Origin of the sequence: Rhizobium sp. BK650 (genome assembly GCF_014195325.1) — a bacterium.
In the GTDB taxonomy this organism is placed as follows: domain Bacteria; phylum Pseudomonadota; class Alphaproteobacteria; order Rhizobiales; family Rhizobiaceae; genus Rhizobium.
Map to the genome: position 1 here is coordinate 86,615 of NZ_JACIBK010000009.1, position 21,585 is coordinate 108,199.

The following is a 21,585-nucleotide window of genomic DNA, read 5'->3' on the forward strand; positions in this document are numbered from 1 at the left end:
CGCAATGCCTGCACGGCAGAATTGGTCTCGTTGATCGCATAGCTATAGGCACCCGATGCATTGAGCACCAGGCTGCCATAGGTGCCGTTCAGCGCTGAACCGAGCGTGCCTGAGGTCGCGCCGAAGCTGACTGCCGTCACCGTCTTGGTGTCGCCGGCATCCGGATCGGTGTCGTTGGTCAGAACGTTGCCGCTCGCAACCACGCCACCCGAACCGTTGGCCACGCCGCCCTTCTCCGTCGCGTCACCCGTATCGGCAACCGCCGTCGGTACCGTGTTCGATGCCGGATTGAACATCACATCGACCCAGTAATTCGTCTGCTGGAAGGTGGTCGAGGGGAACAGGCTGGTGCTGCCGTATCTGTATACGCCGTTGCCGCTCGCAGGCGCCGTCAGCGGGCCACTTGTCACATTGGAAACAAAGTAGTTCGCGCTCGACGAGTAGTGACCGGAATTTGTGTGATAAGACGCGGTGTAGGTCTGTCCGGGCGTCAACGTTACCGGACTGGAGAAATTCGCAATCTGCCAGCCGCTGGCGGTTTCGTTCGTGAAGGTTAAAGTGGCGAGCTGCGTACCTGTGCTCGACCAGAGCGTGCCTGTATGCGTACCTGTATCCTGGCTGCCCTTGTAGAAGCGAATGCCGGTGATGGTTCCTGCGACGGAGCTCTGGAATTTGACGCCAAGCTCGACGGCTGACGTATCGGCGGTATTGACGACCGCTGGTGTCGCCGCGCCGAAGAGCGTGACATAACTCGGCCCGCTGACGGTGACTGTGCGGCCCGCCGAGGGCGTTTCAAGGTTGATGCTGTCGTCTACCGCACGGGAGAGGATCGTGTAAGTGCCCGCAGCTTGCGGCGACCAAGTATAAGTCCAATTCTCATCGCCGGTCGCTGGATGCCAGCTCGCACCGTTGTCGGTCGAAACCTCGACGCTCGCGATAACCCCGCCACCCGTATCGGTAGCTGTGCCTGTGATCGTGACAGTGGATCCAACGGCCGCCGTGGCCGGTGCTGCGATGACGGAGGTCGGCGCGGCGTGATCCGTCGAACCGGTTGTGGCCGTGAGGCCGGATTGCAGTGTCCCGGGCTGAATGCCCATATCGGCAAGCAAATTGACCATCGCCTGCTGCACGCGGGGATCCGTTGGGGTGGCCTGATTGTCGTGATTGTCGCTTAAGCCCCACGTCCAGTAGACAGTGCCGGCGCCGAACACCAACGCTCCGCTGGGGGCGCGATAAAGCGTCAGATTATGGGTCGCGGTCGCATTGCCGGTCGTGTTTCCGTAGTCGAGCAGGTAGGTACTGACCGGAAGCGTGGTCGACGACAGCTTGACGAGGCCGGCCGGATCGAAGCCGTTATCCGGCGCCTCGTCCCACTCGTAACCTAGATAGTTCTTGGTGAGCGTCGCCGTCTGGCCGGGCTGAAGATTGGCAACGCTCGTATTGCGCCAGAAGCGCAGGTTGGCATCGTCATAGGCAACGGTGATCGCACCGAGATTGCTGCCGACATCATCGACCTTGAACAATTGGCCGGTCAGCGAATTCTCCGGATTGCCGCCGCCAATCGCGGGTGGGCTGAAGCGTGGATCGCGGAAGGTGCCCGTCCACTGGTTGGAAGGATCGATGTCACCGCCTGCCCATGTCTCTTTGTAGGTGATCAGGGTACGATAGGGTGTGCCGTCGGCGCTGTAGGCATTGCCCCAGCGCGTGCGCCAATAGACCTCGTTGCCGCTCCAGAACATAAGATTGACACCGGCATCGCGTGCGGCTTCGACATTGGTCCTCTGCTGTCCCGACCAATATTCGTCATGCCCGGCATCGATATAGGTCTTGTGATTGAGCAACAAACTGCCATAGCGGTCGACGTCGACACCCGACATATAGGAGACGTCATAACCGTTCTGTTCCAGCCAGTAGATGCCAGCATATTCGGCGCCGAACAGATAGTCCTGCGGACCGGCATAGGTGCCGACCCCGCCGCGGGTCGCAATCGGCCTGTTGTAGCTGACCGCATAGGCGCGGCCGGCCCCCTGCCCCGTCGCCGGACCGTTGCCGCCGTAGAGGTTTGCGCCCCCCCAGCCGTTATAGGCTTGCCAGGTCTCATCAGCGGTCTGGAAGACGACGTCGCTGTGGCTGGCGTCGTCGCGCACGATGAACGGGATTTGATTTTCCCCGAAAGTGCCATCCTGTCGAACGAGCTTGGCGATATAGACCCCGGAGACGGCGTCGGCAGGCACGGTCCATGAGGCTGAAACCGCCCAGTTGCCAGCGTCGACCGTGCCGGTCGTGGCATTGCGCAAGGGATTGGGCTGAACCTGCAGTCCGGTATGCTGCAGGGTATCGACCTTGCGCGCACCCATCCCGCCATAATAGCCGAGCCGGTAGATATCGATTCGATAATTGGTGGAATCGGTATTAATCTTGAAGCTGATCGTATTCCCGTTATCGACGCTGATGTCGGTCGCAAAGCCCTCGATGTTGGAGCTGCCGGCACCTGTGATGCCCCACTCGCTCTCAGGATTACCCTGCTTCTGGTTTTCCAGCACGATGGGGTTGACGGCTGTCGCTGCTGCTGTGGCCGTCGCCGCCAGACTTTGCGTCTTCGATGACGGCTGCGGGTTCTGCATTTTGGTGACCGAGCCGGAAAGGCTGCCGATGCCCACGCCGGTACCAGTTGCCGAACCCGTCTCTCCACCGCCGGGCAGCGATCCGTTCCAGACCGTCGAGTTGGTCCATCCGGCAGTTCCGTGCCAGCCCGATAGCGGAGACAGGTTACGATCGAGAAGCGGATCGCTGACCGAAGCCCCGAAGGCCGCCTTCAATGTCGTCACATGGTCAGGCCCGTCGTCCAGCCTAGTGCCCGGCAATTGACCGTCCTGCTGCATCAAGGCGCTGCCATGGGCCCAATCGAGAATCCGCGTGGGCGAGGTATAGTAGCCGCAGCCGCAGATACCATAGGGCATGCCAGACGCCAGTGATCGAGCTCCGGCAGCCTGCTCAATCGTCTGCGTTGACGGACTGGATTCAAGAATGACGACATTGCCGGAAGCAGTGCGTTCCCCCGCTCCGGTGGCTGATCCTTGCCCAGCTGTTGCCGGGCTTTGCTGCAGATATGGCGCCAGGGGATCGTCGCCGATGAGGCTGATGCCAGCATAGGCGCGATAAAGGGACGAAACGGCTCCGAATCCAGTTCCGTTCGAGCGATGCTCGACGGGTGCAAAACCCGCAGCGTGGACGGCTGGCAAAGGCTTGACGGGATCGGAGCTTCTAGCTCCCATCGTGCGCGCGCCAGCGAAAGCGTCGGGCAAGGACACATGATTGACATTGCCTTGATCGTCCGTGCCGTCGATCAGTCCCCCTCTCTGTTCAGCGTCTTGTTCGCTCAGCGCAGAGTGGTTGTCAGGACTGTCAACCGGGGCACTATGGCTCTTTTTGGCTGTTGGCTGTAGGGATGCCGCAAGCTGAGCGCCATCGTCGTGCCGCTCGACAGTCTTGCGCCACGTCGGCTCGCCACCGTCGGCCAGCCACCGCGGAATCCACGAATCCATCAAGAATGAGCGCGAAGCCCACCGGTAAGCATTGCGATACATGGTGTGCCCTCTCGCGAAATTGTCAGGGTCAATATCTATGAGGATCGTTCGATACGCGATCGTTCGATACGCGGCACTCCAAGTATAATCGAAAAATAGGTGAGTATAACCTACCCATTTCGACCTATAGACGACATCCATTTAGGCAAAAGCACTTTTTCATTGAGACGCCGCAGCAGCCACGGGCACGATCGTGCCCGGCAACAACCCTGGATCCGACTTGAGCGCCCTTTTGCGCATACCTGCCAAAATCGATGCACTGCCTCAAAATTGTGCGCCTCACCGCGTCCGGAGCCGTTGCAATCCAAAAGGATTAGCTTTTGGCGCAATCTTCATCCGTTTGGAGTATTGATGCATGGCTGTAACAATATAGGCTCTGGCCCGCCGCGACAGTGCGCCGATATCGCAGGATATCGCCTGCAAGGGTGGGAGCCCTTGCGCGCGGTCAAATCTGGAAAAAGCGAGAAACTGACATGAGACAATCCATGGAGAGGGTCATGGAGCGGCGGTTGAGTGCTATACTCGCTGCCGATGTGGTCGGTTACAGCCGGCTCATGGCCGTGGACGAGACAGGCACGCTGCAGGCATTGAACCGCCATCGCTCGGAACTGATCGATGTCAGCATAGCCGATTACAAGGGCCGAATCGTCAAGCTGACGGGCGATGGCATCCTGGCGGAGTTTCAAAGCGTCGTGAACGCTGTCGCTTGTGCGGCCGAAATCCAGCGCAATATGGCGGTGCGCAACGAGACCGTGCCGAAGGAGGAGCGCGTCGAATTTCGCATCGGTATCAATCTCGGCGACGTCGTGGTCGAAAAAGACGACATTTTCGGTGACGGTGTCAACCTCGCCGCGCGATTGGAAACGATCGCTCCTGCCGGCGGCGTTGCCGTCTCGTCAATCGTGCGCGATCAGGTCGGTTCACGCCTCAATCTCGGTTTCGAGTTTTTAGGTGAACACGTGTTCAAAAATATTCGCCAGCCAGTTCAAGTTTACACGGTTTCCTTTGAAAAACCCGGTTCGGCGCGCCTCATCGCACAAAACCGCAATACGTGCTTCATTGCGGTCCTACCCTTCACCAATATGAGCGGTGATGCCGATCAGGATTATTTCTCCGACGGCATTACCGAGGATATCATCACCGATCTCTCGAAGATCTCCAGCTTGCACGTCGTGCCGCGCCACACCGCCTTCACTTACAAGGGCACGTCGGTGAAGATAAAGCAGGTCGCTCAGGAGCTTGGCGTGCGTTACATGCTCGAAGGCAGCGTGCGCATCGCCGGCAAACGGGTGCGCATATCCGGCCAGCTCATCGATACGACGAACGGCGACCACCTCTGGGCCGAACGCTATGACCGCGACCTCACTGATATTTTCGCCATCCAGGATGAGATCACCAATGCGATCGTCGAGCAGCTGAAGGTGCGGCTCTTACCCGAGGAGCGCAAGGCGATCGCCGCTGAACCTACGGCCAATGTCGAGGCCTATACCTATTACTTGCGCGGCCGACAGCTTTCTCACAGCTGGACAAAATCCTATCTGCAGCTTGCCCGGCGCATGTTCTACAAAGCCGTCGAGCTTGATTGCGACTACGGCCGCGCCTATGCCGGCATTGCTGATTGCGACGCAGCGATCCGTGACTGGGCGCCGGCCGACGTGCCATTGCAGCGTATTTTGCAGACGAGCGCAAGAGCCCTCGAACTCGACCCGGACCTGGCAGAGGCCCATGCCTCCCGCGGCCTGGCGCTCCATCAGAATGGAGAGGACGACGAGGCAACGGCATGTTTCGAACGCGCGCTCGCCCTCGACCCCAATCTCTACGAGGCGAATTTCCACTATGCCCGCATCTTCTTCATGCGTGGTGATTTTGCAGAAGCAGTGCATTACTTCGCGCGTGCGGCCGACATTCGTCCGGACGATTACGTGTCGCCGATCCATCTGATGTCGGCCTACCACTCTCTCGGTCGGATGCGAGACAAAGAAAACTGGGCGCGCACAGGCATTGCAAGAGCGGAGAGGGCGCTGAACCTGAACCCGGAAAATTCAGGCCCCGCCCATCGCGGCGCCCTAGCCTTTGCCCATCTCGGCGATGCGGCGCGCGCTTACGACTGGGCTGCACGGGCAATCGCCATCGATCCGGATGATATCGTCGCCCAATATAACCTAGCATGCGTTCATTCGGTGCTTGGCGATGTCCAGCAGGCGATCGATATCCTGGAAGGGCTATTGCCTCGCAGCTCCGTCTACCACATCAAATGGTTCACCCATGATTCCGATCTGGACAATCTGCGTGGGCATCCGCGCTTCAAGACGCTCCTGGCAGAGGCCATGAGAGAACGAGAGCGGGTCGCGGGATAGATCTGAAATGAGGACGCCTGTGGCCTGTTCGCTGTCTCCCCAGCCGGCGGACCGGCCCCACCGATCAGGCGTCGGCACTGATACCGGATCATCCGAGCGCGGCGGGCGATGGAAAGGCAAGCTCGGCAACTCTATCGACCGGACGCTGGCAGCATGTTGCGGACACCAGACCTATGCTTTCGATTGATCGGCAATCTCCCGAACCGTCCGGCAAGCGGCGTTCGTCACTGTCGCGGCCTACACCAAGGTCCAGTTTGAAGCCTTCGCCATTCTGGTAGTTCCTCGGGTTGAGAAGCTTGGAACGAAGCCTAGCTTCCCTTTGCCACTCCACCCTAGGACACAAGCGCAGGAGCCTTTCGATGAAGTCCAAAGTAGCTGACGTACTGACAGAAGTGCTGCATTCGGCCGGGGTCAAGCGAATATACGGCGTTGTCGGAGACAGCCTGAACGGGCTCACGGAAGCGCTTCGAAAGAGAGGCGATATCGAGTGGGTCCATACCCGCCACGAGGAGACAGCCGCCTTCGCGGCAGGCGCCGAAGCCCATCTCAGCGGCGGCCTCGCGGTTTGCGCCGGAAGCTGTGGCCCCGGCAACCTCCACCTCATCAACGGCTTGTTCGACTGCCATCGCTCACGGGTGCCGGTCCTTGCCATCGCCGCACAGATACCTTCGGCAGAAATCGGCAGAGGCTACTTCCAGGAAACGCATCCTGACCAGCTTTTCCGGGAATGCAGCCATTACTGCGAGCTCGTCAGCCATCCGGAGCAATTGCCTGCTGTCATCGAAACGGCCATCCGCACGGCTATCGGAAAGCGCGGCGTTGCCGTCGTGGTCATTTCGGGCGACGTTGCGTTGACCGATTTTGCCGCCAAGATTTCGAACGCGGCCGCACTCACCCTGTCCCAGCCGAACATCGTGCCGGCCAATGATCAGATCGATCGACTGTCCGAACTGCTCAACAACAGCTCGAAGATTACCCTTCTGTGCGGCCGCGGCTGCGAAGGGGCCCATGACGAATTGATCGCCTTTGCGAACCGGCTGAAGGCGCCTATCGTGCACGCGCTGGGCGGCAAGGAACATGTCGAATGGGACAATCCCTTCGATGTCGGCATGACCGGCCTGATCGGCTTCTCCTCTGGTTACAAGGCCATGCTCGAGTGCGACACGCTTGTCATGCTCGGCACCGATTTCCCATATCGGCAATTCTACCCAACCGACGCCAAGATCGTGCAGGTCGACATTCGACCGGAAAATCTTGGCCGCCGGGCCGCGCTCGATCTCGCCATCGTCGGCGACGTCAGATCGACGCTGTCCGCGACGCTACCGAAACTGTCGGAGCGAGCGGACAGGGATCACCTCGATGCTTGCCTTGCCGCCTACAGAAAGGCGCGTGAGGGTCTCGACGACCTCGCCACCGGCAGAGAGGGCGGCAAGATCCATCCGCAACATGTGGCACGGCTTCTCAGCGAATATGCATCAGACGATGCCGTATTCACCTTCGACGTCGGAACGCCCACCATCTGGGCGGCGCGTTACCTGAAAATGAACGGAAAGCGGCGCCTGATCGGATCCCTCGTCCACGGCTCGATGGCCAACGCCCTTCCTCAGGCGATTGGCGCACAGGCAACATACAAGGGGCGCCAGGTCATCAGCATGTCCGGCGATGGCGGCTTCGCCATGCTGATGGGCGACTTCCTGACACTCGTGCAGCAGAATCTGCCGGTGAAGGTCGTTGTCTTCAATAATTCCGTTCTCGGATTCGTGGCGATGGAAATGAAGGCTTCGGGATTCCTCGAAACCGGCACCGAACTCAAGAACCCGGATTTTGCGGCCGTTGCCCGCGCAGCCGGAGTCCATGGCGTCCGCGTCGAGAATCCTGGCGAGCTTGATAGCGCCATCAGGGAAATTCTGGCTCATCCCGGCCCGGCACTGCTCGATGTCGTCACAAATACCCAAGAATTGTCGATGCCGCCCAAGATCGAAGCAGCGCAGGTGAAGGGTTTCGGTCTCTGGGCAATCCGCGCGGTGATGAATGGCCGGGGAGACGAACTCGTGGACCTGACGGTTTCGAATTTCCTATCCCGTTGACGTCGGGCGCTGTCTTGCAAATCGGTCGACGCCGCGATAACCGCCTGTGGGAAGAGCTCCCGCCGACGGCGTTGACCCCTGACGACACATGATTGAAGCTGATGCTTGATTCAGTTCAGATAAGCATCGCGCCAATCACTGCCAGAACCGATCGTCACGCCAGCCTCGTTGAACAAATGGACGAAAGGCTCGCGTATGACGATCGGGATCCGTTCGCCGGCGGCTGCCCGGCTGATGCCACGCAGTGCCACGGTGAAACCATTTCCGGCCACCGTCTCGGCGTGGATGATCGTTTCCGAACCGAGAACCTCGGTGTCGCCGACCACGATCTGCAGGCTGCCCTGGCCGATTTCGCAATGTTCGGGCCGTATGCCGAAGGTGACCGGGGAGCCATCAGGCAGATCGACCTGACGACCAGGCAAGGGAATATGGGTGCCATCCTCAAGCGAAACGCCCGTCAGGTCCCCGATGCACGCGATCCGACCGGTCAGAAGGTTCATGGGCGGCGCGCCAAGAAAGCGGGCGACGAAAAGGTTTGCCGGGCGTGCGTAAAGCTCGATCGGCGGGCCGACCTGTTCGATGCGGCCTTCGTTGAGCACGACGATCTGGTCGGCCATGGTCATGGCCTCCACCTGATCGTGCGTGACGTAGACCATCGTCGATTTCAGCCGCCGATGCAGGCTGATCAGTTCGCCACGCATCTTCACACGCAGTTCGGCATCGAGATTGGAGAGCGGCTCATCGAAGAGAAAGGCCTTCGGTTCCTTGACGATGGCCCGGCCGATCGCAACACGCTGGCTCTGGCCGCCGGAAAGCTGGTTCGGGCGACGCGTCATGAGGTGCTCGATCTGCAGAATATTGGCCGCCTTGGCGACACGGGCGGCGATTTCCTGCCTGGCGAGCCTCTGGTTCTCCAGGCCGAATTTTAGGTTCTGTTCGACGCTCATATGCGGATAAAGCGCATAGGACTGGAAGACCATCGCCATGCCGCGCGCAGATGGCAGGAGATGGTCGCAGCGCGTGCCATCAATGCGGATTTCCCCCGACGTGACTTCCTCCAGCCCCGCCATCATGCGCAGCAGGGTCGACTTGCCGCAGCCGGAAGGCCCGACAAAGACGGTGAACGAACCGTCGGCGATTGTCAGGTCGATGCCGTGTATGACTTCGAGGTTTTGAAAGGCCTTGCGGACTGCCCTGAGTTCAATGCCGGCCATTATGCCACCATCTCCAGTTCGATCGACTGACCCGCTTCCACAGGCGTCTTCCCGGCAAGACGATGCGTCAGCCCGTCCACCGAGATTGCGGCGGCGCTGAGGCTGCCACCGAGCACGGCGAGAATGAGGCGATCACCTTCGCGGGTCAATGTGCCGAATGCGCTGCCGGCCGACCAGAACACCCGGTAGTCGCCTTGCACTTTCGGCGCGAAGGCAAGTGTGCCGGCGACGAAATCGGCGCTCAGGCCTGAGAAGGCGTTGACCAGCTGCCAAGCCGACATCGAGCGCGCATAGTAGGAGCCGCATTCGATATCGTTCCAGGGATTGCGGCGGGAACCGTCATGGCGATTGCGGGCACCGCAGACGATATCCATGCCCTCCTCGATGAGGCCATGCATGATGAGGTGCGAGGCGGCCATATATTCGATGCCGGTCCAGACCTCCTCGGCATAGGGGGCAGCAACCATCGGCTGGCGGATGCCTTCAGGATAGGTCGCAATCAAAAGCCCCGCTTCGTCTTCATAGGCATAGTTTCGGCAGGGGTTGAAATGATCCTCCAGCGTCGAGCGGAAGTTGTTTTTGTGTACCGATTTCAGCGCGGTCCTGACCTTGTCGGCATCGAGGAAACCGCCGATCCCGGCAACCTCGGCATGCCACTCGCCGAGGATCTGGTCGGAAATGCAGCCCTCACCCATCTGGTATTTGAGCTCCTGAAACTCTTCCGACCAATAGGTTTCCATAAAACCGTCGGCAAGGACTCCGGCCGCGCGGCCGACATCGAAGGGGGCCAGCACGCCCTTGTCGGAGAGGTCGACTTTCTGGATGAACCAGCGCCCGTTGAAGAGTTCCGAATTAATATAGGCCGCACCGTCTTTGCCCATGCGCGCCGTCTTTTCCGACAGTTCCGTGTCGCCAAGAGCCGCCGCCATTTCGGAAACACCGAGCAGGGCCGCCACATACATGGAGCCCAGCCAGGAATTCGGGCCGAACAGCTCCATATCGAGGGTCTGGTGCTGGCGGCCGGAGAGAATGCCGGTCTGATCGGGATCCCAGCGGTCGGGATTTTCGGGCGACCAGGCATATTCGATCGCTCTCTTGATATTCGGCCAGTAGCGGCACAGCCATTCGGTATCACCGCAAAGCTTCCAGTCCCGATAGGTCTTGATGATCGCGCCGAAATGCCCATCGGCACAGGGGCCGATAATATCGAAACCTGAGCCGAGCGGCAGCTTCTGGCGGAACGTCAGCCCGCCGGTCGGCAACTGGTTATAGCTGAATTCGGTCTCACGCAGCGTCCGCTCGATGGCAGGGAAAAGATGCGAGACCGCCTGCTGGTAATTCCAGACGTGGGTGCAGCTGCCCTCGCAGGAGCCATCTTGCGTATGCTGGCCTTCCCAAGCCCAGAGCGCACCATTTTCGAGCCGGATGCAGGTGGCCGTGCGCAGCAGCGCCAACGTCGCGCTCGCCGCATCCTTGACCTCCGCCGGAAGCGTCGTGTCGAACAGTCCGTCGCGGAAGGCCGCAGTTTCCGAGCGCAATGCGTCCCAGCGCGTCAGCGCTTCGGTTGCACTTGCGGTGGAATCCGCCCATTGCGTCGCATAATAATTCGTCCAGCTCGGCGTCGGCCGATCGGGAATGGCTCCATCAGGCTTGTCACGATAGGCCCAGTAGACATCACCCTGCGGGAAATTCCAGGTGATGACGAAGCGCACCTTCTTGCGCGCTCCGGGTGACAGGACGAAGCGGGCGCCGAGTGTTGCGTGCTCAGGCTGCAGGCTCATATGGCGGGAGGTGCGCGGCTCGTCATAGTGCCGCTTGGGCAGGCGGCCAGGTCTTGCGAATTCCTTCCAGTAAACTGAAAGATCGTCGAACCACTGGCCACGGTAATGGTGATCGGTGTGGTCGACGTCCGCAGCATCTGTCGCGATCGTCAAATCGCCGCGCTCTGTCGCCGGCAGCGTCGTGTCGGATGAGGTTAGGTGCAGGCTGCTGATCCCGCTTGCCTGCCTGAACGTATGGATGCCGCTGTTCGAGCCGTAATTGCCGAGTGTACCGGCAAGCGTGTAAGTCAACTCGTCCGGCGTGTCGTTGACGACCTCGAATTCGAACATTGCGACCGGCATCGAAGAATCGCGATCGTTGTGCGGAATGAAGGGGCTCAGCGCCGACAGTCTGACGCTACCGGGAAAACGCTGGTCCTTGAAGACGAGGTCGGCGATCGGGAAGCGCCCGTAGAAATCGACCTCACGGAAATGTGGCACACCGACGAGCGTCTGGCGGTTTGCGCCATGACCGAAGCCGTCGAACATCTTGCGCAGGCCCGGCGCCCCGGAAGGGTTCAGATCGTAGCGGCCGTTGAGCACACGGGCATCGACCAGTTCCCCGCCCCTCTCGGCTTTGATGGCGAAATGCGAGTAGCCGTTATAGCCCTGCAGCGCAGGCCGGTTGCGGATTGACCAATCGATCAGCCGGCCGCTGCCGGAGATCGACAGGCCGCCGGAGCCGATGCCGCCGAGCGGAAAGGCGATATAGCGCGTGCGCTCGCCCTTATAGGCAAAGCGGGGTTCGATGGAGGCGAGATCATCCCACATGAAGTCAATATCCCTGATGTTAGTTCTTGATGCCGCTCATCGTGATGCCTTCGATCACGAATTTCTGGGCGAGGAGAAAGAGGACAACAACGGGCAGGATGGACATGCTCATGGCCGCCATCACGACCGAGAGATTGCCTGAGGCCATGTAGCCGCGCAGCACGTCCATCGCGACCGGAAGCGTCAGCGATTCATTTGAGCTCAAAAGCACTTTCGCCTGAAAATAATAGTTCCAGGTCTGGGTGAAGGTGATGATGCCGAGCGCCGAAAGCGCCGGGCGAAGCTGTGGCAGCGATATCCGCCAGAAGATCTTGAAATAGCCGGCACCATCCATAAGCGCCGCCTCCTCCAGTGCCTTCGGCTGGCTGAGCATGAATTGCCGCACCAGGAAGATGCCGAAACTGGAGGTGAGATACATGAGCGCCAGCCCGATCGGCTTGTCGAGCAGGCCGAGCCGCGCATAGCCGAGATAGATCGGCAGGATAGTCACCTGGGCAGGAAACATCAATCCGATAAGCAGGATGAAGAACAATGTATGGCGGCCGCGGAAGTGGAGCCTCGCGAAAGCGAAGGCGGCGAGCGTGCAGGTCACCATCTGGCCGACGGTGACGATAACAGCGATCATGACGGAATTGAGGTAGATCTCCAGGAACGGCACGCGAGAGGCCAGCACCTGCCGGTAATTGGTGAGATCGAAATTCGGCGGCAGAAAGCTCGGTGGCAGCTTGTAAGCATCCGAGACCGGGCGGAACGACATCGAGAATAGCCACAGGAAGGGCAAGAGCATGCCGATCGCCATCACCACCATCGTGGCGATGATCGCCCAATCGATCCAGCGCCGGGCAGCACGTGTCTGCATCATATCGTTCATTGCTGCACCCATTTGCGCGAGAGGATCTGCTGTATGGCGGTAATGATGAGGATGATCACGGTCATGACGACGGAGATCGACGCCGCATAACCGATCTGGAAACTGCCGAAGCCTTCTTCGACGATCTGAATCGACAGCGAGCGCGTGGCATCGCCCGGCCCGCCCTGCGTCAGGATGACGATCGATTCGAACACCTGCAGCGCGCCGATCGAGGCGTAGACGATGCAGAAGAAGACGACCGGCGATATATAGGGCAGCGTGATGCGGAAGAACTGGCGCCAGGCGGGCGTCCCGTCCATGACCGCCGCCTCCAGGATGTTCTTCGGCACACCCTGAAGAGCTGCGATGAAGATGATCATGAAGAAGCCGGTATTCTTCCAGACGTCCATGATGATGATCGAGGTCATCGCCTGGCCGGCATCGGTGAGCCAGCGCACGCCCGGGAGGCCGATCAGTCGCAGGTAATAATTGATGACGCCTAGATCATCGCCGTAAAAATAGGTCCAGACGATCGAGACGAAGGCGGCAGCGATGATGACGGGCAGGAAGAAGGCGAGCCTGAAGAAATAGAGGAACCAGCCCGGCATGGCGCGGTTGAGCGCCAGCGCCAGCACAAGCCCGATCGACACGTTGAACGTAACGGCAAAGAGCGCGAAGCGCAGGGTGTTCCAGAGGATCTGAAGCGAACGCTGATCGGTGAAGAAGCGAATGAAGTTGTCGAAACCGACCCATTGCGAGCCGAGCATGGGATCATAGTAGGCAAAGGCAAGGATCGTCGTGACGATCACCGGCGCGATGACGAAAGTCAGATAAAGCACTGTCGCCGGCAGCACGAAGAGGTAGCCGGTTGCAGCCTGCGCACGGCGGAGCTGCGATGTCTGACGTCTTTCAATGGTCGCGGTCATGGCACCTGGTTCGGATGGGCGGACATGGTTCGTCATTCGCCGCGCCCGGAATGGCAGATGCCGTCACGGCAACCTGCCACCCGGCCGCGACGGCGGGAGGAAGATCGTGAGAACCCAGGATCGATCAGCCGCCCATGCGCTTCTTCAGCCGCTCGAAGGAGGCGTTGAGCTCGGCATCTGCCTGCTTGACGCCATCGGCGATCTTGACCTCGCCGGCCATCATCGCCGTGTAGTAGCGGATGAAGATCTTCTCGACTTCCTGGAAATTGGCAGGAGACGGCACGGCCTTGGTGTTCGGCAGCGTCTGGTAATAGAGCGCGGCACTTGGCGGGAAGCTCAGGAAGCCCGGCGTCTCTGCCGCCGACTTTCGGCCAGGAACACCACCACCCTTCTCCCCTTCCTCCTTCTGCGTTTCCTCGCTCGTCAGTTCGAGGATCAGCGCCTTGGCAAGATCCGGCTCCTTACTCGTCTTAGCGACCGCATAACCCCCGAAGCCGATCACGGTCGTGTCGGTTGCCTTGCTCGGCGGAATGGCGACATCCATGTTGAGCTTGTTGTTCTTGGCGCTCTGGATGATCCAGTGACCACGGCTGATCATGGCCACCTGGCCGGCCATGAACTGGTTGTCCATCGTGTCCTTGCCGGGGATCGGCGAGACGCCGTCGACATGAATGAGGTCGTAGAGGAATTGCAGGCTCTCGGCCACCTTGGGATCGAGCATGTTCGACGCCGTCCACTCATCGTTGATGACGCCGGTGCCGTTCGAGAAAAACCAGGGCTGGATGAAGAAATTCTGGTTCGGCACTTCATAACCAAACTGGGTAACGTTGCCGGAGGCATCCTTGACCGTCAGCTTCTTGGCGACGTCGCGGAACTCGTCCCAGGTCCATTTGCCGTCCTTCGGATAGGCAATGCCGGCCTTATCGAACAGATCCCTGTTGTAGTTGATCATGATGTTGTTCCAGCCGATCGGGATATAGTTGATGTCCCCCTTGTAACTCGACTGCTTGAAGAGGCTCGGCGCGAAGTCCGAGAAGCCCGGATTGGCGGCAACGAAATCATTGAGCGGCAGAAAGAGGCCGCGTGACGAGAAGCTCTGAAATGTCTCGATCGCCGTGCCGTAGACATCGGCCTGCTGGCCGGAATTGAACTGACCGAAGACCTTGGTGACATAATCGCCCCAGCCCGTCGAAATCGGATCGACGGAAAGCTCGACCTTGACGTTCGGGTATTTCTTGTTGAAGCGCGCAATGGCGTTGGTCATGGCGGATAATTCCGCATCGCCACCGAAGCCCTGCATCTTCAGGGTCGCTGTGACATCTGATTGGGCAAAGGCACGCCCAACACTTGCGCCGACGGCAAGAGCGGCAGACGAAATCAGCAGCGAACGCCGCGAGAACTCATGCATGTGATCCTCCCTGTGCGCCTCCTCCGGCGCGTTGCCACGTATCCCGGCCTCCAACGGTCGAAACGTTTCGTGTATTTCTACTGAAATATCGCGAGACCCAGTTCCTCCCCAGCCCCGCTTGGCGTCATTTGCTTAGTCGAAACGTTTCGTATAACAGCATCAGAACGGCCTGATGGCAAGAGGGTCCGAGAAAAAGCCGGAGGATGCATGGCCACCATCAAGGATGTGGCGAAACGGGCGGGTGTCGCCATATCGACGGCATCGGCGGCACTCAATCGCTCAGCGCCTGTCAGCGACGAGGTAATCGCCAAAGTGGAGGCCGCTGTCCGCGACATCGGTTATATTCCGCATGGCGGCGCACGCAGCCTGCGCATGGGCCGGTCGCGGTTGATCGGTCTGATCCTGCCCGATATCACCAACCCGCATTTCGCCAAGGTCGCCAAGGTCGTCGAGTCCGCCTGCCTGAACGCTGGTTACATGGCGGCGGTCTATTCGACGAGCGAGGATCACGACCGCGAACAGCAGATCCTGACCATGATGCGCATGCAGCGCGTCGAAGGGCTTATCATCATCCCCACCCGCTCGGACGCCGAGCACGGAGCCCGCATGGTCGACAAGATCCATGTGCCGACGATCCTGCTCGACAGCTTTATCGAGGGCTTGCCCTATGACGTCATCAAACTCGATAATATCGCGGCTGGCCGCATCGCCACGGAGCACCTGATCGGCCTTGGCCACAGACGAATCGCCGTTACCGTAGGGCGCAACAACATCGTCACCGGCGAAGATCGTCTTGCCGGCTATATGCAGGCCCATGCAGCCAATGGCCTGCCGGTCGATCCGGGTCTGCTGCTCGAGGGGCGTTTCGACCAGGCGCTGGCGCATGACAGTACGATCAGGCGCATGCGTCAGCCGGACCCGCCGACGGCGATTTTCGCGCTGTCGAACATGATGACGCTCGGTGTCCTGAACGCGCTGCGCGAAATGGCTTTCAAGGTGCCGGACGACGTCTCGGTTATCGGCATAGACGATTTCGACTTCGCAAATATCATGAACCCGCCGCCAACAGTCGTTGCCGCCCCGGTGCTGGAGATGGCCCAAAGGGCGATCTCCACCCTTCTCAACGAGATCTCGACCAGAAGGCCGCCAAGTGCTGCGCGGACGATCTTTCCCCCAAGCCTGATCCTTCGTGAATCCTGTGCTGCACTGGCGGACGAACGAGCTGAGGCGTGATCTGAGAACCGCAGTCGATTTCGGGTGACGACCAACTCAGCCACGACAGCGCCTCGGCGCGCACCATTATGCCTTCTTCATAAAAACATCATGCACATTTGTAATGGGAATGGCAGAACTGCCCGTCATCTCCAGCCATCACACGGATTGTATCATGAAATTGTCTACGACCGCCGCGCGCCTGTCGCCTGCAGCCTCGCCCCGCCTTCTCATACTTGCCGAAACCGCCCTCAAGGCAGGCGAAACCGCGCGCAAGGCGCTCAGGCGACGCGCGGCGGGCGAAATGGTCCACAAGGCAGCCCGCGACTATCAGACGGAGATCGATGTCGCCGTCGAACGGATCATCGTCGACGAGATGACGAGCGCATTTCCGACCTATGCAATTAAGGGGGAGGAAGAGGTGGGCAACCGACAGGGCGGTACGGACGCCCCGGTCATCTATATCGACCCGATCGACGGCACGACCAATTTCGCCTGGGGCATTCCGCATTTCGGCATGACGATCTCGATCGCCGAGCGCGACCGCATCGTTGCCGGCGTCGTCTATGACGCCATGCAGGACGAACTCTTCAGCGCCGAGGCTGGCGGCGGTGCGTGGCTGAACGGCGAGCAGATCCATTGCGCCGACGTCGCCGACATCCAGAACGTGCTTGTCGGGGGCCGGTCTGCCGATCCCAGGCCAGGTGAAGGCGGTCCCGGAAGAGCTTTATTTCGATGCCGTCAAGCGCCTTGCGGCCAATACCGCCGGTGTGCGCCGTCTCGGTTCTGCAGCACTGTCGATTGCCTATGTCGCCTGCGGCCGGCTGGATGGCTTTTTCGAAGACGGCCTGTCGGTGCACGATTTCGGCGCTTCGGCGCTGATGCTCGAGGAAGCGGGCGGCATCGTCTCGCGCTTTTCCGGTGCTGACGTAAGCGGCAAAGGCGATATCCTCGCAGCAAGCAAGGCACTTTATCCTTGGTTGCTGGAAGGCTTTCAGCCGAAACCCTGAGGGATGTCAGGCCGTAAAGAGCGGTTGCTCGATCGCCGCCGCTTCGGCAGATGCTGATTGATGGATCAGAGCATTGTCGCGGAAGGCGAAAAAGCCGGAGCAGCTCGGAGTGACGAGCATGCCGGCCCTAATTGGGTCGTCCGGCGCGACCATCGCCTTCAGCCTGACACCATCGGCAAGGTCGATATCGACGATCTTGTGCGTGCCGAAATCGGTGACGCGGTGGACCGTCGCCTCTGCCGGACGCCCGGCGGAACGAACCGTCAAAGCTTCTGGACGCATCGCGAGTGTCACCTTCCCGTCCGCAACGGGTATCGGGAAGCTGAAAGGCGGATGCGTGCAGACCCCGTTACGGACCTCGGTCTCGATGAAATTCATCGAGCCGATAAAGCCTGCGACGAAACCGGTCTGCGGCTCGCGATAGATGACGCTCGGCGGTGCGACCTGCTCGGTGCGGCCGTCGCGCATGACGACGATGCGGTCGGCAAGTGCCAGGGCTTCATCCTGGCCATGGGTGACGAAAAGCGTGGTGATGCCGAGCCGCTGCTGGATATCGCGCACTTCCTCGCGCAGCCGCTCGCGCAGATGCTGATCGAGGCTGGCGAAGGGTTCGTCGAGCAAAAGGATCTTCGGTTCGAGGACGAGCGAACGGGCAAGGGCCACGCGCTGCTGCTGGCCACCCGACAGCTGTGTCACCGACCGCCGTCCGTAATCGGCAAGACCGACCAGAGCGAGGGCTTCCTCGACGCGCTGGCGAATCTCTGCCTTCGGCAAGCGCCGCAGCTTCAGACCGAATGCGACGTTGTTGAAGACATCCATATGGGTCCAGAGCGCGTGGCTCTGGAAGACCATGCCAGTCGGACGCCGCTCAGGGGGCAAGCTCGTCACGTCTCTGGCATCGATACGGATGCTGCCGCCCGTCGGACGCTCGAAGCCGCCGATCATCCGCAGCAATGTCGATTTGCCGGAGCCTGACGGGCCGAGCAGGCAGACGAGTTCGCCATCGCCTACCTCAAGCGAAAAATCGCGGACGGCAAAAGTATGGCCGAAGCTCTTCGAAACGCCTTCGATCGCCAGATGTGCCATTTCCTATCCTTTCTGGCCGCGCTCAGGCGCCGAAGCCCCGTGCAAAGGCGCCGGTCCCCACAACGCGTCGCGCAAACATCAATGCCGCAAAGGACGGCACCCACAGCATGACCGAGAGGACCGCGCCATATTGAACGACGATCTGGCTGTTGATGAAGCTGATCATCAGCACCGGCATGGTGCGCATTTCCGGAGCGCCGATCAGCCAGGCGCCCTCCGTCTCATAGAAAGTGCCGACGAATGTCAGGAGCACGGCCGCCGAGATCGTCGGAGCAGCCTGCGGCAGTGTGATCGACCAGAAGACGCGAAGCGGCGTCGCGCCGGCGTCGCGCGCGGCCTCTTCCATGCGCCGGTCGACATTTTGGAAGGCGGCGACCGGGATCCAGATCATCAGCATCAGCGTGCCGACGAGCTGGATGAGCACCACGCCCCAGAAGGTGCTGATCAGCCCCAGCCGCAGGAAGATGCCGGCAATCGCCACTAGCAATCCGAATTTCGGAAAGGCGTGTGAAGCGAGAAAGGAGAGAAAGAGGATGTTGCGACCGGGAAAACGCATGCGCGCAAAGGCGTAGGCCGCAGGAAGACAGATGATTGCCGATAGCACCGTTACTGTCGCCGTCAGCCGCAGGCTGAGAAAAAGCGCGTCCCACACATCCTTGCGGGCCAGCGTCTGCGACCAGAAACGCAAGCCGAATTGCTGGGGAATGACTGAGGGAAAGCGCCAGACCTCCGTGAAGGCCCAGGTGGCAACGACCAGCAGCGGCAGCGCGATAAAGAGCGTCAGCAGCAGCGAAAGGGAAAGACCAATCCAGTCGAATTTCAAGTCGAGCGACTGGCGCATCATCGGCCCTCCCGATTGCGGACGATCGACCAGACGTAGAAGACGCCGAAGACAAGGCAGAAGCCGAAGGTGATGACCGCCTGCGTCAGCGCGTTCAGCGGGTCGTTCATATCGGCGAAGGTCCGCTGCATGAAGGGGCCCATCATCTCAGGCGAGGCTGGACCGAGCACATAGGGCAGGGTGAAGGCAGAGAATATGCCGAGCACGGCAAAGGATGCCGTCACCAGCAGCGAATTGCCCATGCGCGGAAGGATGATCGAGATGAAGACCCTCAAAGGCGTTGCACCGACATCGCGGGCGGCCTCGACCGAACTGTTGGAAACGGAAGAGAGGCCAGCCGTCAGCATCAAGGCGGTCAAGGGCAGGTTGTCCCAGACAAGGCCGATAACCGGTCCCCAGGGTGTCAGATAAGGGCTCGGCAATTTCGGCAGGCCAACGGCATTGAGCATGATATCGATCGTACCATTCGGCCCGATCGTGCGGATCAGCGCATAGGAAAGAATGATCGAAGGAACGAACATCGGAAAGATGGCAAGTCCCTGGACATAGGCAGCAAGCCGGCTGCCGGAAAAGCGCAGGTAAACGGCGATCGGAAGGCCGATCGCAAGCAGGAGCAGACCGCAGATAAGGGTCGTCCAGAGCGTCAGCCAGAGATTGTTCAGGCTGTAGCCATCCGTGAAGAAGAAATGGTACGAGGCGAGCGAAAACGCCGTCGTCCCATCAGGCTGGCGGACGAAGATGGTCGTCGCGACCGCCGAGAAGATTGGAAAGATGATCAGCCAGCCGACCAGAAAGACCGGCATGCCGACGAGGAGGAGCCCGTAAAGGCTCCCCCTGCTGAAAGGCTGAGCGCGGTCGATGACCGCAGGCTTGGCCGTACCGACTGACATCAGGTGCGGCTGATGCCGGGAGCGACGTTGCGGTACCAGCCGTCATTGATTGCCTTTTCCCAATCGCCGGCCGGGAAGGTCGGTATGGCCGCCGGGATGACGTCGGCATATTTCTTGCGCAGGTCTTCGGAAATGTGATCCCAGGAAACGCCCGGAAAGCCGCCAATTTCGGTGATGATGGCTTCCTGCATCTCGCTCGTCAGCATGAAGGGGGCGAGCTTGAGAGCCGCATCCTTGTTGGCGCCGTTGGTGAAGATCGTCATGGCAGAAAAACCGCCGCAGAGCGCGAGATCGGAGAGCTGCACGAGGCCGGTCGTCTCCGGCAGGACACCCTGCGAAATCGCCTGCAGGACCTGGTCGGACCAGACCGGAGCCATGGTGACGACACCTTGGGCGAGCAGCTGGATAGACTGCGTGTTGCCGGCGGTGTAGGCGCCCTTCTGATAGAGCGACGGCGCGAGATCGTTGAGGATCTTCCAGGCTGGCGTCAGCGTCTGTTCGGCAAAGTCGGCGGTGAAATTGTCGATCTTGAACTTCTTCGGATCGCGGCCATTAACTTCGTGGATCGCACGGCGAACGAAATTGCCGCCCGAACCGCCCTTGTCGGGACGGTTGTAGATGAACTGGCCGGGATTGGCCTTGATCCAGCCCGTCAGCTGTTCCCAGGTCTTCGGCGCATCCTTCGGGTCGAGCTTGGTCTTGTCATAGGCAAGCAGAACCTGCGAACCGCGATAGGGCAGCGCGTAGGGCGTGTCGATAGCGAGCGGATTGACACGGTCGAAGCCAGGAACGTTCTCGGCGGAGAATTTTACCCAGAGACCGGCATCGATGCCACCGGCCGGCAGGCGCGGATCGAAGGTTTCGAAGATATCGGCCTGCGGATCGGCCTTGGCCTTCAGCGCCGCGAAAGCACGATCGGCGATGGCGCGCAGGCCATTATTGTCACCAGCATCGGTCACCTTCAGCGCGACTTCCGGATGCGCTTTTTCGAAAGCCGGACGGATGATGTTGTTCCAGAGGTCGATGATATTGGCATCCGAACCGCTGTAGAGGTCGATCGTGCCTGCGGCGGCCGAGGCGAAACGCGGAAGGGCAAGAAGACCCGCGGCCGCCGATGAGGTGATCAGAAATTCGCGCCTATTCATACCTGTCTCCCGTCGTATCGAAGCCGCGCCCCAGATGAGTTCTGAGACTTGCTAGCTCCGGCGCGTAACATCGGAATGACAGAAGCGAAGAAAATGCACACGTGCGCCAAATGCGATAGACGAGGCCGATACTCGATTCCGGGCAACATTATCGACCCCGGAAAATTCTTCAGACAAGTAGGTTATTTCCTGAGTGAAACAGCCCAGCCAGAAGGAGTGGCACCAAGGACTGGTCAACAAGCGACTTGATCGCGTGGGCGCGAGAAAGCTCGCAGTTAAGGCGATGCCCGGCCTACAGCTGGCTTGCTTGATCGGCTCGAGCGGTTTGCGCATCAAACCAAGAGATTGGAGGCGACCGCGATCTGGCCGCCTCCATCGTCT

The 21,585-nt window shown here is 60.2% G+C and carries 13 protein-coding genes and 1 pseudogene; 4 read left to right on the forward strand and 10 right to left on the reverse strand.

The features are described from left to right. On the reverse strand, positions 1-3,587 hold a 3,587-nt coding region (locus FHX15_RS21145), incomplete at its 3' end, for a N,N-dimethylformamidase beta subunit family domain-containing protein (protein ID WP_246779015.1). 497 nt (positions 3,588-4,084) lie between these two features. Here FHX15_RS21145 and FHX15_RS21150 point away from each other — a divergent pair. Together FHX15_RS21150 and poxB are read left to right on the forward strand one after the other, a co-directional pair. After that, entirely contained in the window at positions 4,085-5,944 is a 1,860-nt protein-coding gene (locus FHX15_RS21150) for an adenylate/guanylate cyclase domain-containing protein (RefSeq protein ID WP_184400461.1), read from the forward strand. A gap of 359 nt (positions 5,945-6,303) precedes the next feature. Next, positions 6,304-8,031 (forward strand): ubiquinone-dependent pyruvate dehydrogenase, encoded by a 1,728-nt coding sequence (gene poxB / locus FHX15_RS21155; RefSeq protein ID WP_184400323.1) that lies wholly within the window; start codon positions 6,304-6,306, stop codon positions 8,029-8,031. Between the two features lie 110 nt (positions 8,032-8,141). On the opposite strand, the gene FHX15_RS21160 is transcribed toward poxB, so the two are convergent. The 5 genes from FHX15_RS21160 to FHX15_RS21180 form a co-directional block, all read right to left on the reverse strand. Next, positions 8,142-9,245, reverse strand: a complete 1,104-nt coding sequence (locus tag FHX15_RS21160; protein WP_184400324.1) for an ABC transporter ATP-binding protein — start codon at positions 9,243-9,245, stop codon at positions 8,142-8,144. Beyond that, positions 9,245-11,836: a GH116 family glycosyl-hydrolase gene (locus FHX15_RS21165; protein ID WP_184400325.1), complete on the reverse strand. Its 2,592-nt coding sequence runs from the start codon at positions 11,834-11,836 to the stop codon at positions 9,245-9,247. Before FHX15_RS21165 ends, FHX15_RS21160 begins: the two co-directional genes overlap by 1 nt. A 19-nt stretch (positions 11,837-11,855) precedes the next feature. Then, positions 11,856-12,707 carry a carbohydrate ABC transporter permease gene (locus tag FHX15_RS21170; RefSeq protein WP_184400326.1) on the reverse strand — a complete coding sequence of 284 codons (852 nt, stop codon included), beginning with the start codon at positions 12,705-12,707 and terminating at the stop codon, positions 11,856-11,858. Then, positions 12,704-13,648 carry a carbohydrate ABC transporter permease gene (locus FHX15_RS21175; protein WP_246779013.1) on the reverse strand — a complete coding sequence of 315 codons (945 nt, stop codon included), beginning with the start codon at positions 13,646-13,648 and terminating at the stop codon, positions 12,704-12,706. Before FHX15_RS21175 ends, FHX15_RS21170 begins: the two co-directional genes overlap by 4 nt. 88 nt (positions 13,649-13,736) lie before the next feature. Further along, positions 13,737-15,020: a sugar ABC transporter substrate-binding protein gene (locus tag FHX15_RS21180; protein ID WP_184400327.1), complete on the reverse strand. Its 1,284-nt coding sequence runs from the start codon at positions 15,018-15,020 to the stop codon at positions 13,737-13,739. A 207-nt stretch (positions 15,021-15,227) separates the two neighbouring features. On the opposite strand from FHX15_RS21180, the gene FHX15_RS21185 reads away from it, so the two are divergent. After that, positions 15,228-16,253: a LacI family DNA-binding transcriptional regulator gene (locus tag FHX15_RS21185; RefSeq protein ID WP_184400328.1), complete on the forward strand. Its 1,026-nt coding sequence runs from the start codon at positions 15,228-15,230 to the stop codon at positions 16,251-16,253. A 154-nt stretch (positions 16,254-16,407) separates the two neighbouring features. Beyond that, a pseudogene (locus tag FHX15_RS21190) lies at positions 16,408-17,242 on the forward strand (inositol monophosphatase family protein). Positions 17,243-17,248: 6 nt separating this feature from the next. Here the strand turns inward: FHX15_RS21190 and FHX15_RS21195 are convergent. Genes FHX15_RS21195 through FHX15_RS21210 form a run of 4 tightly spaced genes read right to left on the reverse strand, consistent with a single transcriptional unit; the run spans position 17,249 to position 21,204 of the window. Next, positions 17,249-18,328, reverse strand: coding sequence for an ABC transporter ATP-binding protein (locus FHX15_RS21195; RefSeq protein ID WP_184400329.1), 1,080 nt, complete (start codon positions 18,326-18,328; stop codon positions 17,249-17,251). Positions 18,329-18,350: 22 nt separating this feature from the next. Continuing rightward, positions 18,351-19,172: an ABC transporter permease gene (locus tag FHX15_RS21200; RefSeq protein ID WP_184400330.1), complete on the reverse strand. Its 822-nt coding sequence runs from the start codon at positions 19,170-19,172 to the stop codon at positions 18,351-18,353. Continuing rightward, positions 19,169-20,059, reverse strand: coding sequence for an ABC transporter permease (locus FHX15_RS21205; protein ID WP_184400331.1), 891 nt, complete (start codon positions 20,057-20,059; stop codon positions 19,169-19,171). Before FHX15_RS21205 ends, FHX15_RS21200 begins: the two co-directional genes overlap by 4 nt. Then, positions 20,059-21,204 carry an extracellular solute-binding protein gene (locus tag FHX15_RS21210; RefSeq protein WP_184400332.1) on the reverse strand — a complete coding sequence of 382 codons (1,146 nt, stop codon included), beginning with the start codon at positions 21,202-21,204 and terminating at the stop codon, positions 20,059-20,061. Before FHX15_RS21210 ends, FHX15_RS21205 begins: the two co-directional genes overlap by 1 nt. Positions 21,205-21,585 lie beyond the last annotated feature (381 nt).